Origin of the sequence: Pseudomonas sp. UMAB-08 (genome assembly GCF_900095225.1) — a bacterium.
Taxonomy (GTDB): Bacteria; Pseudomonadota; Gammaproteobacteria; order Pseudomonadales; family Pseudomonadaceae; genus Aquipseudomonas.
The window spans coordinates 1-15,232 of sequence record NZ_LT607435.1 but is presented as its reverse complement, the minus strand read 5'-3'; the positions used below and the strand labels follow the sequence as shown (position 1 = coordinate 15,232).

General features: G+C 56.8%; 17 protein-coding genes. 8 read left to right on the top strand and 9 right to left on the bottom strand.

The window, feature by feature from the left end; all coding sequences use genetic code 11:
• Positions 1 to 8: 8 nt before the first annotated feature.
• Genes trpD through K0F75_RS23425 form a run of 3 tightly spaced genes read left to right on the top strand, consistent with a single transcriptional unit; the run spans position 9 to position 2,613 of the window.
• The gene (gene trpD / locus K0F75_RS23435; protein WP_219064348.1) at positions 9 to 1,058 is read left to right on the top strand and encodes an anthranilate phosphoribosyltransferase; all 1,050 of its coding nucleotides are present in this window, start codon (positions 9 to 11) and stop codon (positions 1,056 to 1,058) included.
• Positions 1,055 to 1,879: an indole-3-glycerol phosphate synthase TrpC gene (trpC, locus tag K0F75_RS23430; RefSeq protein ID WP_219064347.1), complete on the top strand. Its 825-nt coding sequence runs from the start codon at positions 1,055 to 1,057 to the stop codon at positions 1,877 to 1,879. The genes trpD and trpC overlap by 4 nt, the downstream gene beginning before the upstream one ends.
• A gap of 38 nt (positions 1,880 to 1,917) precedes the next feature.
• Positions 1,918 to 2,613, top strand: a complete 696-nt coding sequence (locus K0F75_RS23425; RefSeq protein ID WP_219064346.1) for a lipoate--protein ligase family protein — start codon at positions 1,918 to 1,920, stop codon at positions 2,611 to 2,613.
• 14 nt (positions 2,614 to 2,627) lie between these two features.
• Here the strand turns inward: K0F75_RS23425 and crp are convergent, their stop codons facing one another.
• On the bottom strand, positions 2,628 to 3,272 hold the full coding sequence (crp, locus tag K0F75_RS23420) for a cAMP-activated global transcriptional regulator CRP (protein WP_219064345.1): 645 nt from the start codon (positions 3,270 to 3,272) through the stop codon (positions 2,628 to 2,630).
• Between the two features lie 208 nt (positions 3,273 to 3,480).
• Here crp and K0F75_RS23415 point away from each other — a divergent pair, with 208 nt between their 5' ends.
• The gene (locus tag K0F75_RS23415) at positions 3,481 to 3,903 is read left to right on the top strand and encodes an OsmC family protein (RefSeq protein WP_219064344.1); all 423 of its coding nucleotides are present in this window, start codon (positions 3,481 to 3,483) and stop codon (positions 3,901 to 3,903) included.
• Positions 3,904 to 4,156: 253 nt separating this feature from the next.
• Positions 4,157 to 4,951: an adenosylmethionine decarboxylase gene (speD, locus tag K0F75_RS23410; protein WP_219064343.1), complete on the top strand. Its 795-nt coding sequence runs from the start codon at positions 4,157 to 4,159 to the stop codon at positions 4,949 to 4,951.
• A gap of 80 nt (positions 4,952 to 5,031) precedes the next feature.
• Here the strand turns inward: speD and coq7 are convergent, their stop codons facing one another.
• The 6 genes from coq7 to hemJ all read right to left on the bottom strand — a co-directional run bounded on the left by coq7 (position 5,032) and on the right by hemJ (position 9,483).
• Entirely contained in the window at positions 5,032 to 5,679 is a 648-nt protein-coding gene (gene coq7, locus K0F75_RS23405; RefSeq protein ID WP_219064342.1) for a 2-polyprenyl-3-methyl-6-methoxy-1,4-benzoquinone monooxygenase, read from the bottom strand.
• Between the two features lie 124 nt (positions 5,680 to 5,803).
• The gene (locus tag K0F75_RS23400) at positions 5,804 to 6,142 is read right to left on the bottom strand and encodes a histidine triad nucleotide-binding protein (RefSeq protein ID WP_219064341.1); all 339 of its coding nucleotides are present in this window, start codon (positions 6,140 to 6,142) and stop codon (positions 5,804 to 5,806) included.
• Between the two features lie 63 nt (positions 6,143 to 6,205).
• Positions 6,206 to 6,994, bottom strand: coding sequence for an SDR family oxidoreductase (locus K0F75_RS23395; RefSeq protein WP_219064340.1), 789 nt, complete (start codon positions 6,992 to 6,994; stop codon positions 6,206 to 6,208).
• A gap of 78 nt (positions 6,995 to 7,072) precedes the next feature.
• Positions 7,073 to 7,969, bottom strand: coding sequence for a DUF805 domain-containing protein (locus K0F75_RS23390; protein ID WP_219064339.1), 897 nt, complete (start codon positions 7,967 to 7,969; stop codon positions 7,073 to 7,075).
• A gap of 87 nt (positions 7,970 to 8,056) precedes the next feature.
• Positions 8,057 to 9,025 carry a nitronate monooxygenase family protein gene (locus tag K0F75_RS23385; protein WP_219064338.1) on the bottom strand — a complete coding sequence of 323 codons (969 nt, stop codon included), beginning with the start codon at positions 9,023 to 9,025 and terminating at the stop codon, positions 8,057 to 8,059.
• Positions 9,026 to 9,054: 29 nt separating this feature from the next.
• Positions 9,055 to 9,483: a protoporphyrinogen oxidase HemJ gene (hemJ, locus tag K0F75_RS23380; RefSeq protein ID WP_219064337.1), complete on the bottom strand. Its 429-nt coding sequence runs from the start codon at positions 9,481 to 9,483 to the stop codon at positions 9,055 to 9,057.
• A 136-nt stretch (positions 9,484 to 9,619) separates the two neighbouring features.
• Between hemJ and argC the strand changes: the two genes are divergently transcribed.
• Both argC and erpA read left to right on the top strand, forming a co-directional pair.
• Positions 9,620 to 10,654: an N-acetyl-gamma-glutamyl-phosphate reductase gene (gene argC / locus K0F75_RS23375; RefSeq protein WP_219064336.1), complete on the top strand. Its 1,035-nt coding sequence runs from the start codon at positions 9,620 to 9,622 to the stop codon at positions 10,652 to 10,654.
• Positions 10,655 to 10,735: 81 nt separating this feature from the next.
• On the top strand, positions 10,736 to 11,086 hold the full coding sequence (gene erpA, locus K0F75_RS23370; RefSeq protein ID WP_219064335.1) for an iron-sulfur cluster insertion protein ErpA: 351 nt from the start codon (positions 10,736 to 10,738) through the stop codon (positions 11,084 to 11,086).
• A gap of 55 nt (positions 11,087 to 11,141) precedes the next feature.
• Here the strand turns inward: erpA and K0F75_RS23365 are convergent, their stop codons facing one another.
• Both K0F75_RS23365 and K0F75_RS23360 read right to left on the bottom strand, forming a co-directional pair.
• Complete coding sequence (locus K0F75_RS23365) at positions 11,142 to 12,245, bottom strand: anhydro-N-acetylmuramic acid kinase (RefSeq protein ID WP_219064334.1); 1,104 nt, start codon at positions 12,243 to 12,245, stop codon at positions 11,142 to 11,144.
• A gap of 3 nt (positions 12,246 to 12,248) precedes the next feature.
• Entirely contained in the window at positions 12,249 to 13,679 is a 1,431-nt protein-coding gene (locus tag K0F75_RS23360; RefSeq protein ID WP_219064333.1) for a peptidoglycan DD-metalloendopeptidase family protein, read from the bottom strand.
• A gap of 210 nt (positions 13,680 to 13,889) precedes the next feature.
• Here K0F75_RS23360 and tyrS point away from each other — a divergent pair, with 210 nt between their 5' ends.
• Complete coding sequence (tyrS, locus tag K0F75_RS23355; RefSeq protein ID WP_219064332.1) at positions 13,890 to 15,089, top strand: tyrosine--tRNA ligase; 1,200 nt, start codon at positions 13,890 to 13,892, stop codon at positions 15,087 to 15,089.
• Positions 15,090 to 15,232: the final 143 nt, after the last annotated feature.

Sequence of the window (15,232 nt, the reverse complement as noted above, 5' to 3'; positions counted from 1 at the left end):
TTATGGCTATGGATATCAAAGGCGCGCTGGCTCGCATCGTCAACCAGCTTGATTTGAGCACCGAAGAAATGCGCGACGTCATGCGTGAAATCATGACGGGTCAGTGTACTGAAGCGCAGATAGGCGCCTTCATGATGGCCATGCGCATGAAAAGCGAAAGCATTGATGAGATCGTCGGTGCTGTTTCAGTCATGCGCGAGTTGGCCAGCAAAGTCGAGCTCAAAACCCTCGACGGCGTGGTCGATGTGGTTGGCACGGGCGGCGATGGCGCGAATATTTTTAACGTTTCCACGGCATCGTCCTTCGTGGTCGCGGCGGCCGGTTGCACGGTCGCCAAGCACGGTAACCGCGCTGTTTCCGGCAAAAGTGGCAGCGCCGATCTGCTTGAGGCGGCGGGTATCTATTTGAACCTGACGCCTGTGCAAGTGGCGCGCTGTATCGAAAACGTGGGCATCGGTTTCATGTTTGCCCAGTCCCACCACGGCGCAATGAAATACGCCGCTGGCCCGCGCCGTGACCTCGGATTGCGCACCCTGTTTAATATGCTTGGCCCGCTTACGAATCCGGCTGGCGTCCGCCATCAGGTGGTTGGGGTGTTCAGTCAGGCGCTGTGCCGGCCGTTGGCCGAAGTCTTGCTTCGTCTGGGCAGTAAGCACGTGTTGGTGGTGCACTCCCAGGATGGTCTGGACGAGTTCAGCCTCGCCGCACCGACCTTCGTGGCCGAGCTGAAAAATGGTGAAGTGACTGAATACTGGGTCCAGCCGGAAGATGTGGGCATAAAAAGCCAGAGCCTGATCGGCCTGGCCGTTGAAAGCCCTGCTGCGTCGCTGGAGTTGATTCGCGATGCCTTGGGGCGACGCAAGACCGAAAACGGGCAGAAAGCGGCCGAAATGATCGTGCTCAATGCGGGCGCAGCTCTCTATGCTGCTGATCATGCGTCTACGTTGAAAGAGGGCGTTGCACTGGCCCACGATGCGCTGCACACCGGCCTTGCCCGCGAAAAACTGGAAGAGTTGGGTGCCTTTACCGCGGTATTCAAGCAGGAGAATGAAGGATGAGTGTGCCGACGGTTCTGGAAAAAATTCTCGCCCGCAAGGTTGAGGAAGTTGCTGCCCGCAGTGCCATAGTGAGCCTTGCCGAGCTTGAGCGCCAAGCGGCATTGGCCGACGCGCCACGCGGCTTTGCCAAGGCGTTGATCAAGCAGGCCAAGAGTAAGCACCCTGCGGTCATCGCTGAAATCAAAAAAGCATCGCCGAGCAAAGGCGTGATCCGGGAAAACTTTCTTCCTGCTGACATCGCCAAAAGTTATCAAGCGGGTGGGGCAACCTGTCTGTCTGTTCTGACCGACATTGATTTCTTTCAAGGTGCCGATGCTTACCTGCAACAGGCGCGTGCCGCCTGCAGTCTGCCGGTGATTCGTAAGGACTTCATGATCGATCCGTATCAGATCGTCGAAGCCCGCGCATTGGGCGCCGACTGCGTGTTGCTGATCGTTTCCGCGCTGGACGATTCGAAGATGGCCGAGTTGGCCGCCGTCGCCAAAAGCGTGGGCCTCGACGTGCTGGTCGAAGTGCACGATGCCGCTGAGCTGGAACGCGCCCTCAAAACACTGGATACGCCGTTGGTGGGCATCAACAACCGTAATCTGCACACCTTTGACGTCAACCTGGAAACGACGCTGGACCTGCTGCCGCAGATTCCGAGTGATCGTTTGGTCATCACCGAAAGCGGCATTTTTAATCGCGCGGATGTCGAGCTGATGGAAGTCAGCGGGGTCTACTCATTCCTGGTGGGTGAAGCGTTCATGCGTAAGCAACACCCGGGGGCTGAACTGCAACGCTTGTTCTTCCCTGAGCGTGGGCCGTTGATCAGTAATTAAGCGGATAGCCCTGACGCAGCGCCTACAGAGAAGCCAGCATGTTAGACAAAGTCATTGATATCTCCGTCGAGGCAGGCCTGCAGGCCGAGCAGGATTTGCTCGCCGCTGTGTGTGCCGGCGAGTTCGAGTACGGTTTGCTGTTATGGCGACCGCTTGACCGGGCCTTGGTGATGCCGCGCCGGATGAGCCGTCTCGCAGGTTTTGAACAGGCTACCGAAGCATTGGCGGTCAGCGGGTGGCCGATACTGCTGCGTGAAAGCGGTGGCGAACCGGTCCCTCAATCACCGGCGGTGGTGAACATCGCATTGGTTTACGCCCAGCCGCGCAGTGACAATGACCGCGACCGGATCGAAAATGCCTACAACCGTCTGTGTCAGCCGATCTGTGATGTGCTGATCGAACTGGGCGGCGCCGCTTCGCTCGGGGAAGTGGACGGTGCCTTCTGTGACGGACGTTTCAACGTCAACCTGGACGGCCGGAAAATGGTCGGTACGGCTCAGCGTTGGCGGCAGAGTCAGGGCGGGCAACGCCCCGTCGTACTGGCTCATGGCGCGTTGCTGCTGGACAACGAGCGCGAGCAAATGGTCGAGGCGGTCAATCGCTTCAACCAGATCTGCGAGCAGGATCAACGAGTCCGCGCCCACAGCCACATTGCCCTGCATGAAGCCTTCCCGGCGGCTGATGTGCTGGACCAGTTAGCCGAGCGCTATCAAAAGATCCTTACAGGGTTTTAAGCTGCCCGGTTCGCTTAGCGCGTACCAAACACCACCATGGTTTTGCCTTTGACGTGCACCAGGTTCTGCTCTTGCAGTGCCTTGAGCACACGGCCGACCATTTCCCTTGAGCACCCGACAATGCGCCCGATTTCCTGGCGGGTAATCTTGATCTGCATCCCGTCGGGGTGGGTCATGGCATCGGGTTGCTTACACAGATCCAGCAAGCTGCGTGCGACCCTTCCGGTGACGTCGAGAAACGCCAGGTCGCCGACTTTTCGCGTGGTATTGCGTAACCGGTCAGCCATCTGGCTACCGATGGCGTAGATAATATCCGGCTCTTGCTGTGTGACTTCGCGGAATTTGCTGTAGCTGATCTCAGCCACTTCGCACTCGGTTTTGGTGCGAACCCAGGCGCTGCGCTCTACCTCGTGCCCGATCCGGTCAAACAGGCCCAGCTCACCAAAGAAATCGCCGGCATTCAGGTACGCGACAATCATCTCCCGACCCTCGTCGTTCTCGATCAGGATGGTGACAGAGCCTTTGATGATGAAGAACAGCGACTCAGAGCGATCACCTGCGCAAATAATGTTGTGTTTGGCGGAGTAACGGCGTCGCTGGCAATGGCCGAGAAGTGTGTCGAGGTTTTTTATTTTGGGTGTAAGGGTTATAGCAACCATGCATGTATCCCGAAAAAGTACTGCGCCACACGGCATCCTTATGGGTATCGGCCGTGCGGGTGATTTGTCGCAGCTTATCAGGAGAGTTTGTTGTTTTTTGGGAAATTTCCTACAGGCTTATTTCGAGCGGACATTTAACCGGACATCCAGTGAAAGCGTGGCCCTGTGCTAAGCTGGCGACCACTTTTTTAGCAGTGGAGTGTTGGCGATGAAGGCACGCATCCAATGGGCTGGCGAAGCCATGTTCCTCGGTGAATCCGGTAGCGGTCATGTGGTGGTAATGGACGGTCCGCCGGAAAGCGGCGGTCGCAATCTGGGCGTGCGTCCTATGGAAATGCTCCTGCTCGGCTTGGGCGGTTGCAGTAACTTCGACGTGGTCAGCATCCTGAAGAAGTCCCGTCAGCCAGTAGAAAGCTGCGAGGCGTTTCTGGAAGCCGAGCGCGCGAGCGAAGACCCAAAGGTGTTCACCAAAATCCATCTGCACTTTGTGGTCAAGGGCCGAGGCTTGAAAGAGGCTCAGGTCAAACGCGCTATCGAGCTGTCTGCCGAGAAGTATTGTTCGGCTTCAATCATGCTCGGTAATGCCGGTGTGGAAATTACCCACGACTATGAAATCATCGAACTGGGCTGAAACGACACCCAACTTTCACAAAAGCGGCGCACACTTTACGATACACGCTAGCCGACAGGCGCCGACGTCGGCATAATGCGCCACTTTTTCAGGGTGCGACCCGCTTTACCAAGGCTATAGTCGCCCCCGAACGGACAACCAAAATCGCCACCGCGAAGAGGTGTTAACCGTCCTACGCAGATGAGCCGGCCTCATCTGACGGGCATGCTTGATCACGCGGCCCGGGCCGCATATATATAGAGAGTTTTTAACGGTGAAAAGCAAACTCAAGCTCCACGGGTTCAATAACCTGACAAAGACCTTGAGCTTCAACATCTATGACATCTGCTATGCGGAAACTCCGCAGGACCAGCAAGCTTACGTCGAGTACATCAATCACGAGTACGACGCCGAACGCCTGACGCAGATCCTCACCGAGGTTGTCGATATCATTGGCGCCAACATCCTGAACATCGCCCGTCAGGATTACGACCCGCAAGGTGCTAGCGTGACCATTCTGATCTCCGAGCAGCCGGTGACGCCTACCGACAGCCAGATCGAAGAGTCCCCGGGACCGCTGCCAGAGACCATCCTGGCGCATCTCGACAAGAGCCATATCACGGTGCACACCTACCCGGAAATTCACCCGGTCGATGGCATCGCGACATTCCGTGTGGACATTGACGTGTCGACCTGTGGGGTGATTTCACCGCTCAAGGCGCTCAACTACCTGATCCACCAGTTCGATTCCGACATCGTCACCGTCGACTATCGTGTGCGTGGCTTCACCCGTGACGTTGAAGGTAAAAAACACTTCATCGATCACGAGATAAACTCGATCCAGAATTACCTCTCTGTGGACACGCGCGCCGGTTACCAGATGACCGACGTGAACGTTTACCAGGAGAACCTGTTCCACACCAAGATGCTGCTCAAGAACTTCGAACTGGATGACTACCTGTTCGGTGATGCGACCAGCAACTTGTCGACCGAACAGCGTGATCAGGTTACCGAGCGCGTGAAGCACGAAATGCTGGAAATCTTCTACGGACGCAACGTCAACGTTTAAGATTGTCCGGATTCGTCAGTACAAAGAAGAAAGGCGCCCATCGAGGCGCCTTTCTTGTGTCTGCCGTCATGGCGCGGTGTTTATATCCGATACGTACTTTTGGTCATGACCTTGGCCAGCAAGCTCATACCGAATTTGATCGGCGCCGGAAAACGAAATCCACCGGCATCCAGCGCGCTTTCGGCGTGGCGTTCTTCATCAATGCGCATCTGCTCGAGAATGGCCCGGGACTTTTCGTCTTCGGCAGGCAACTGCTGCAAATGATCGTTCAGGTGCTTGCAGACCTGATCTTCGGTCGCGGCGACGAACCCCAGGCTGACCCGGTCGCTGATCATGCCAGCGGCGGCACCGATCCCGAAGGAAATGCCATAGAACAGTGGGTTGAGCACGCTGGTGTGACTGCCCAATTGGTGGATGCGTTGTTCGCACCAGACCAGATGGTCAATCTCTTCTTCGGCCGCGTGTTCCATGGCTGCCCGCACTTTCGGTAACTTGGCGGTCAGCGCCTGGCCCTGGTACAGCGCTTGCGCGCAGACCTCGCCGGTATGGTTGATGCGCATCAGGCCTGCAACGTGTCGGGTATCGACGTCGCTCATCTTGGTTTCGGACTGAACAATGGCGGGTGATGGTCGATACGGTTGCACGCTGAAAGGCAGCAGCGTGCGCATCGCAGCATCGGCTTGCAATAAGAGACGGTCAACAGGGGAGTAGTGACGTTCGGTAGCCATGGGCACCTCCGGATAAATCCACGGCGGCCAGTTTACCCGAATCAGTCGGGCGCGGCTTGAGCTGGATCAGCCCGCCGGGTCTGCACAGGCTGTCTCGGCGGGGGTAAGTCGTTTAAACGGTGAATCAGCCCGGCGGCCAATGCATCTGGCGCTGACCCAGTACGTGCATGTGAATGTGATAGACGGTCTGCCCGCCCAGCTCATTACAGTTCATGACTACCCGGAAGCCGTCGTCGCAGCCCAGTTCTTTGGCCAGACGTTGCGCAGTGAACAGGACATGACCGAGCAGCCCTTTGTCATCTTCGGTCACGTCGTTAAGCGTGCGGATCGCTTTTTTCGGAATGACCAGAAAATGCACCGGCGCTTGCGGGGCAATATCGTGAAAGGCCAGCACCTGGTCATCTTCGTAGATGATTTTTGCTGGTATCTCTCTATTGATGATCTTGGTGAACAGAGTCTCCACAACCATTTCTCCGTTTTGATAAGTGCTTGAGTGTACTGAGGGGCAGGGATCACGCCCAGCTCTTTAGCGCGGGCAGTACGTCTTGTTGATCGCGCCGGATATTTTCCGGGTCAGCCAGCGCGGGCCCAGACGGGGGGTAAACGCCAACAGCTTATTACGCCAACCGGGAATGATCACTGCGCGATTTTTCGCCAGTGCCCGCACCGTATGAAGCGCGACTTCTTCGGGGCTCATCATCCTTTTGCTGCGTTCCAGCTTGCCGACTTCCAAATGCGCATTGCGGAAAAACTCGGTGCGGGTCGGGCCAGGACACAGGACTGAAATTTTCACACCGGTTTTTTTCAGTTCTTCACGTAACCCTTCGGAAAAGTGCAGCACATAGGCCTTGCTGGCGTGATAGCTGCTCATCCAGGGGCCGGGTTTAAAGGCTGCTACCGAGGCGACATTGAGTATCTGCCCGCCACCCTGGACCGCCATGGTATTGCCGAGGGCATGACACAGGCGGGTGAGCGCCAGTATGTTCAGCTCGATCAAGTCCTGTTCCTGGCCCCAATCCTGAGCCAAAAACGGTCCGCAGGTACCGATGCCTGCGCAGTTCACCAGCAAATCGATCTGTCGTTCGCCTTCTTCGAGTTCCAGCAAGAAACCGGAAAGACGCAGTGGCTCCCCCAGGTCGCAGCCTCGAAACAGGACCTCGACACCAAAACGCTGGTTCAACTCAATGGCAATGCTTTCCAGCAGGTCCCGTTGACGGGCCACCAGAATCAGGCTGCGACCACGGCGCGCCAAGGCTTCGGCCATGGCCAGGCCGATGCCGCTGGAGGCGCCAGTGATCAGGGCGTAACGGGTCATGCATATTCTCCAGGCAGCGACCGCGAGCCACGGCAGTGTGCGTCGGGCTCAAGCGGGCGCGTTATTCATCTTTATAGTCTACAGACGCTGGCTGTTGGCGGGTTGCGCGGTGTCGCTATCGTTATCATCGTCGTAAGGCAGGATATTTTCGTACTCGCTCGCGGTGGATTGCACTTCGCTCTCGAACGTGGAAATGCCGCCGACGAATGCGCCGACCATCAGGATGGCGATAATTGCCAGCCACAAAGAGGCGAGGACTTTTACCGCCGTGGTGTTGGGTGGTTGCGGCGCTCCGTACTGGTTGGCGCCGGTGTTGCCTGGGATGACCATCATCAGGATCGGAAACAGGCTGCCCACGAATGGCACGAGATTGATCAGCAACAGCCAGCCGGACCAGCCGACATCATGCAGCCGCTGCACACCGATCTGCACACTGACGATAAAAAAGCCGATCGCTGCGATGGCAATAAGCAATCCACCGCCTACCAGTGAGCTCGTCAGGATCGCTGCGCATACGCCGGTAACGGCAATAATGGCGACCATGAGTACCAGGGTCCAGGCCAGATAGCGTAAACGACCGATCCGGCCTTGAACGGTGAACACCTTGAGTTCGCCAAACTCTGGCCATGTTGCACCCACCTGAGCCCGTGGCGGAGCATAAGGCGATGCTTCGTGCTGCGGTTCTTCAGGCGCTCTATACGGGGTGGGCTCGTCGATCTCTTCCAGGCTCAAACTGATGGTGGGGTCCGGCTCAATCCGTGCTTCGAGGCCTGCATCATTCAATGCGCTCAGGTAGTGCAGGGCTTGCTCTTGCGACAGCCCGCGCTTGAGCGCAACGGGCTGGCCGCTGAACAGCTTTTCGACGGCTGATAGTTCGCGTTTGAACAGGCCAGCCATATTCAGTTTGGCGGTCTCGATGTCGACGCCAGTGCGCAGTTGCCCTTCGAAGACAATCTTGAAGTGGGTTTCGGCCATGCTTGGCTTCCTTGTCTGGGTAAAACAGAGTTATTGCTAACGCATCTGAGCCTGACGCCAGCCGAAAAAGCGGCTGCGGGCGAGCGATCAGCGCGGCCAGTGTCTGGCCAGGTCTGCTGAGCGTGTTTGCGCCTGACGGTATTCAGCATCCATGCGGGCAATCAGTTCGTCGACGCTGGGCAGATCGTTAATATCACCAACGCCTTGCCCCGCGGACCATACGGTTTTCCAGGCTTTTGCTTCATCGCTGATGGGTTTGAGCTTCGAACCGAAGTCGACTTCGCCCTTGCCTTGCAGCGCCGCGAGGTCAAAACCTGCATTCTCCAGACTTTTACGCATGAAGCTGGCAGGTACGCCGGAGACCGCAGCGGTATGGACGATATCGGCGGCTTTGGAGGTCAGCAGCATCTCTTTGTAAGCGTCCGGCGCATGGCTCTCACGGGTCGCGATAAAGCGTGTACCGAAGTAGGCCAGATCCGCGCCAAGCAATTGCGCGGCAAGAATCTCGTGGCCGTGGTTTAAACAGCCCGCCAGCAACAAGGTTTTATCGAAGAACTGACGGATCTCGGCAATGAGCGAAAAAGGACTCCAGGTGCCGGCATGTCCCCCGGCGCCGGCCGCGACAGCGATCAGACCGTCTACGCCGGCTTCTGCTGCTTTTTCCGCATGGCGGCGAGTGGTCACGTCATGAAACACCAAACCACCGTAACCATGCACCGCGTCGACCAGCTCTTTAACCGCGCCGAGGCTGGTGATCACGATGGGTACTTTATGCTCGATGCAGATAGCCAGGTCGGCCTGCAAACGCGGGTTGCTGTTGTGCACGATCAGGTTGACTGCGTAGGGCGCCGGATTCACAAGCGTTGCCAGCCCGGCTTCGATTTCCTCTAGCCAGGCTTTGAACCCACTGCTTTCGCGCTGGTTAAGCGCCGGAAAACTCCCGACCACCCCGTTGCGGCAGCACGCCAGCACCAATTGCGGATTGGAGATCAGAAACATCGGTGCGGCCACGACGGGCAGACGCAGGGACTGTTCAAGCAAGGCTGGCAGTGACATGAGCGTTACTCCACGCATTCAGCTATTGATTAGAAAGGTTTGACCACAACCAAAATGACGATAGCCAGCAAGATCAATACAGGGATTTCATTGAACCAGCGATAGTAGACGTGGCTGCGACCCTTCTCGCCACGCGCGAAGCGTTTGACTTGCGCGCCGCAGACATGGTGATAACCGATCAGCAGAACCACCAACGTCAGCTTGGCGTGCATCCAGGCCTGGCTGAAATAACCACTGGGGTTGAGGCTGATCAGCCAGATGCCGAATGCCAGTGTGGCAATCATCGCGGGACCCATGATGCCCCGGTACAGTTTGCGCTCCATGATGCAGAACCGTTCCCTGCTCGCGGCGTCCTCGCTCATTGAGTGATAAACGAACAATCTCGGCAGATAAAACAGACCTGCAAACCAGCAGACCATCGAGACGATGTGGAGGGCTTTGAGCCATAGAAAAAGCATTTTTGGTTATTCCCAAGTTCACGGTGGCCAAATAGTAGTGGTATGAACGGCCATACGTCACGTTCGCGGTTGTTCCTCAGGCCGTACGCCCATATTATCAATGGTTTTCCACTAGGTTCGTTGAAGGGGCAGGTTTATGGTCAAGGTCGGTATCGTCGGCGGCACGGGTTACACCGGGGTCGAGCTGCTACGTCTGTTGGCACAGCATCCGCAAGCTGAGGTGGTGGTCATCACTTCTCGCTCCGAGGCAGGGCTGGCCGTGGCCGACATGTACCCTAACCTGCGAGGCCATTACGATGGCCTGGCTTTCAGCGTGCCAGACATCGCAGCACTGGGTGCCTGTGATGTGGTGTTCTTTGCCACCCCGCACGGTGTTGCTCATGCGTTGGCAGGCGAACTGTTGAACGCCGGGACCAAGGTCATCGACTTGTCGGCAGATTTCCGCCTGGAAGACGCAGACGAGTGGGCCAAATGGTACGGCCAGCCGCATGGCGCGCCTGAATTGCTTAAGGAGGCGGTCTACGGCTTGCCTGAAGTCAATCGCGAGCAAATCAAGCAAGCGCGCCTGATTGCCGTGCCCGGTTGCTACCCTACCGCGACACAGCTGGGCTTTTTGCCGTTGCTCGAAGCTGGCTTGGCTGATGCCTCCCGGTTGATCGCCGACTGTAAGTCAGGCGTCAGCGGTGCAGGGCGCGGTGCCAGCGTTGGCTCGTTGTACTCTGAAACCAGCGAAAGCTTTAAGGCGTACGCCGTCAAAGGCCATCGTCACCTGCCTGAAATCAGGCAGGGTCTGCGGCGTGCCTCGGGTGGGGATGTCGGCTTGACCTTCGTTCCACACCTGACACCGATGATTCGGGGCATTCACTCGACGCTCTACGCCACGGTGACGGATAAGTCGGTGGATTTGCAGGCGCTTTTTGAAAAGCGCTATGCCAATGAGCCGTTCGTCGATGTGATGCCGGCCGGTAGCCATCCTGAAACACGTAGCGTACGTGGCGCCAACGTTTGTCGAATTGCCGTGCACCGTCCGCAAGGTGGTGATCTGGTGGTGGTGTTGTCGGTCATCGACAATCTGGTCAAGGGCGCATCAGGCCAAGCGGTACAGAATATGAACATTCTGTTCGGTCTGGACGAGCGTTTGGGTCTTTCCCATGCCGGCATGCTGCCGTGATTAGTTGACCAATTTACTAGGTCAAGCGGATAATGCCGGTCATTACGCATTATGACGGCATAGCGCCGGGAGATATTCAGCATGAGCGTCGAAACCTTCACCCCTACGGCATTGGTATTCACTCACGGTGCAGCGCACAAGGTGAAGACCCTGGTCGATGAAGAGGGCAATGATCGCCTGAAACTGCGCGTATTCGTGACAGGTGGCGGCTGTTCAGGTTTTCAGTACGGCTTCACTTTCGATGAAGACGTGGCGGATGACGACACCATCGTCGAGCGTGAGGGTGTCAGCCTGGTGGTCGACCCGATGAGCTTCCAGTACCTGGCAGGCGCAGAAGTGGATTATCAGGAAGGGCTGGAAGGGTCGCGCTTTGTGATCAAAAACCCGAATGCGTCCACCACGTGTGGCTGCGGCTCGTCATTCTCGGTCTGATTTGGCTTGCTGGTCAGAGAACGCCGCGCTTATGTGCGGCGTTTTGCTGTGTGCGTCATGCCGGGTAGATGGCGCCTAGCACGCGCAGGCCGCGAGCACCGGTGACGCTGGGTCGGTTGCCGGGGACACCTTCAAGGCAGCAGTGCGCCAGCCAGGCGAAAGCCATCGCTTCGACCCAGTCAGGGTCTACACCATAGGCCGCTGTACTGCTGACCTTGGTGTCAGGCAGCAACGCGGTCAGCCTCGCCATCAGCGCCGAGTTGTGCGCGCCGCCACCACAGACCAATAGCTCGTCGGTTTGCGCCTGTGCGATCTGCAGCGACTGGGTAATGGTCAGCGCAGTCAACTCAAGCAAGGTTGCCTGGATGTCTTCGGGGGCGAACGTTGGCAGTTGGAACAGATGATGTTGAAGCCAGCCAGTATTGAAGACGTCGCGGCCTGTACTTTTAGGGCCTTGGGTCAGGAAAAACGGATCACTGAGTAGCGATTGCAGCAGCGCTGGCTCGATCTTGCCGCTCGCGGCCCAGGCACCGTCGCGGTCAAAGCTCAGGCTGCGTTGTGCTTGTATCCAGGCATCAAGTAAGACATTTCCTGGTCCGCAGTCGAAACCGGACACGGGCTTGTCGGCTTCCAGCAGGCTCAGGTTGCTGAAGCCACCTATATTAAGAACCGCACGATGATTCTGTGGCGCGCCGAGCGGATTGTCGAAAAGGGCTTCATGGAACGCTGGCACCAGCGGTGCGCCTTGTCCGCCTGCGGCCACATCTCTGCGGCGGAAATCACTGACGACGGTGATCTCTGTCAGCTCTGCGAGCAGTGCGGGGTTGCCAATCTGGAGGGTGAAGCCGCGCGCGGGCTCATGACGAATAGTCTGTCCATGACTGCCGATGGCGCGTATCTCGCCTGCGGACAATTGCTCTTGGCTCAACAGCGCCAGAACACCTTGTGCGGCGAGATGCACCCACTTCTGCTCGGTGATAGCGGCCCGGGCAAGCTCATCGATACCACTGGCGCATAGCCCGAGAAGCTCGGCGCGCAGATCATCTGGCATTGGTATGTAGTGGGTCGCCAGCAGTCTTGGTCGGTCGTCCTGTTCTATCAGGGCGATATCCAGCCCATCAAGGCTGGTCCCGGACATCACACCTATATAGAAGGCCATGGCTTAGCGCTTGTTCGAAGCGAGCAGGGTGGATTTCTCTTGGTCCATGCGGGCCATTAGCGGCTGGCTCTGTTGCATGAAACGTTGCTTTTCAGCTTTGGCGATTGGGTCGGCCATTGGCAATTTCTGGCCCAGTGGGTCGACATGGACGCCATTGACCTGGAACTCATAGTGCAAGTGCGGGCCGGTCGACAGCCCGGTCGTACCAATATAGCCGATGACCTGGCCCTGTCTTACATTGCTGCCGGTTTGTATACCTTTGGCAAAACCCTGCATATGCCCGTACAGGGTCTGGTAGGTGTTGCCATGCTTGATGACTACGGTATTGCCGTAGCCGCCACGGCGACCCGCCAACAGAACCTGGCCATCGCCTGTTGCTTTGATCGGTGTGCCGCGAGGCGCTGCGTAGTCGACGCCTTTGTGGGCACGGATCTTATTCAGAATCGGGTGTTTGCGGCCCATGGAGAACATCGAGCTGATGCGGGCGAAGTCTACCGGGGTGCGGATGAAAGCCTTGCGCATGCTGTTGCCGTCAGCGGTGTAGTAGCTGCTGTTACCTTGCTTGTTGGTGTAGCGAACGGCGGTGTACGTTTTGCCGCGGTTGGTAAAACGCGCTGACAGGATGTTGCCGGTGCTGACGGTTTTGCCATTGATGACTTTCTGCTCGTAGATCACATCGAACTCGTCGCCTTGGCGAATATCCTGAGCGAAGTCGATGTCGTAGCCAAAAACACTGGCCATGTCCATGGTCATGCTGTGGGACAGACCTGCACGTTGAGCCGACTGGGAAAGCGAGCTGTTGATAACCCCGTGAACATAGGCTGTGCGGATGCTCGGCTTGGTGATTTCCCGGCTGAATGCATAGCCTTTGTCGGACTTGGACAGGCTGATGCTTTCCAGGTCGCTGACCTTGCTGTGCAGTTGTTTGAGCTGACCTTGCGGGGAGAGCTCGAACTGCAGAATCTGGCCGTGCTTCAGTTGGCTGAATTGCCTGGCTTGCTTGTCGCTGGCCAGTACTTCGTGCACGGCGGAAGCAGGAAGACCTACTTTCTCGAACAGGGTCGACAAGGTGTCACCCCTGGAGACGACAACTTCTTTGTGATTCGGATTCTTGGCAACAACTGTGGGGGCAGGCTCTACCTTCACAGGTTCTGCGGTGGCCGTTTCCTGAGTGTCATCAGCGCCATTTTCGATCTGCGCGAATGGCGATGCAGTGACGTCGGGTGTGGCCTGAATCTGTTCTTGAGCGTCTTGTTCTTGTGTCAGTTGATCGGCAGGTGTTTCCAGATCAAGGTTCAGAGTGGTTTTTTTGGCTTCAACGTCGCTGGACGGGAAGACCAGAAGCGCCAGGCTCAGCAAGGCGGCGATGCCGCTGGCAGCGAGCAGGTGGCTCTTCGGATAAAGCGGAGGCGCCTTGGGCGGTGTGTTGATCATAGGTAATCTGACTTTGAAGAGATGAATTGGAAAAGATGAATGACATGATGATGAATAAATAACTGTATAAAATATAACCAAATCATGCTCGAAGCAACCCTACGAACGCATCAGTCTGTGATTCGGCGGAGGGTGCTGGGCAAAAACTTGTAATTGGGCCCTGATCTTGTATGGTTGGGTCCCATTTAGATGAGCCATTACGGGGCTGTTATGAAGTCGGTTGAAGAGCAGCTAGCGCTGATCAAGCGCGGTGCGGATGAACTCCTGGTCGAGTCCGAACTGGTCGAAAAGCTTAAGCGTGGTCAGCCATTGCGTATCAAGGCCGGGTTTGACCCTACGGCCCCGGATCTGCATTTGGGTCATACCGTGCTTATTAATAAGCTGCGTCAGTTCCAGGAGTTGGGCCATCAGGTCATTTTCCTGATTGGCGACTTCACCGGCATGATTGGCGATCCTAGTGGCAAAAGTGCGACGCGGCCTCCGCTGACGCGCGAACAGGTTCTGGCTAACGCAGAGACCTATAAAACCCAGGTTTTCAAGATTCTTGATCCGGCAAAGACCGAGGTGGCGTTCAACTCCACCTGGATGGATCAAATGAGTTCGGCTGACTTCATTCGCCTGTCTTCACAGTACACCGTGGCGCGGATGCTTGAGCGCGATGACTTCCATAAGCGCTACTCGACCAATCAGCCGATCGCCATCCATGAGTTCATGTATCCATTGGTGCAGGGCTACGATTCTGTCGCGCTGCGTGCCGATGTCGAGCTGGGCGGTACCGATCAGAAGTTCAACCTGCTGATGGGGCGCGAATTGCAGCGCGCCTATGGGCAAGAAGCTCAGTGCATTCTCACCATGCCTTTATTGGAAGGTCTGGATGGCGTGAAGAAGATGTCCAAGTCCCTGGGTAACTATGTAGGGATTCAGGAAGCACCGGGCATTATGTACAGCAAGCTGGTTTCAATCCCTGATGCCTTGATGTGGCGCTACTTCGAGTTGCTGAGCTTCCTCTCTATGGAGGAGATCAATGGCTTCAAGGCCGATGTCGCGGCGGGCGCGAATCCGCGTGATATCAAAATCAAGCTGGCTGAAGAGATCGTTGCCCGATTCCATGGCAAAGAGGCGGCTGCGACTGCGCATCGTTCGGCGGGCAACCGCATGAAAGACGGCGACCTGCCTGATGACTTGCCAGAGATCAGTCTCGCGGCCACGGAAGACATGCCAATCGCGGCTGTCCTTAATAAAGCAGGCTTGGTCAAGAACTCCGCGGTTGCTCGGGATCTTCTGGCATCCGGTGGCGTGCGTATAGATGGTGAGGTTGTGGATCGCGCATTCGTGTTCAAGGTCGGCGCGACCCATGTTTGCCAGGCCGGTAAGAAGGCTTTTGGGCGAATTACGCTTAATTTGGAATAGGTCTGATTTAACCCTTGACGTAAGTTTTTTCGAGCCTATAATTCGCACCTCTTCCGGAGCAGATGAAACGGAAAACTCCTTGTAAATCAAAGAGTTATCCGGGGTAAGCGGCGAGGAAGAGGTTTTGATCTTGTGGATCGAAA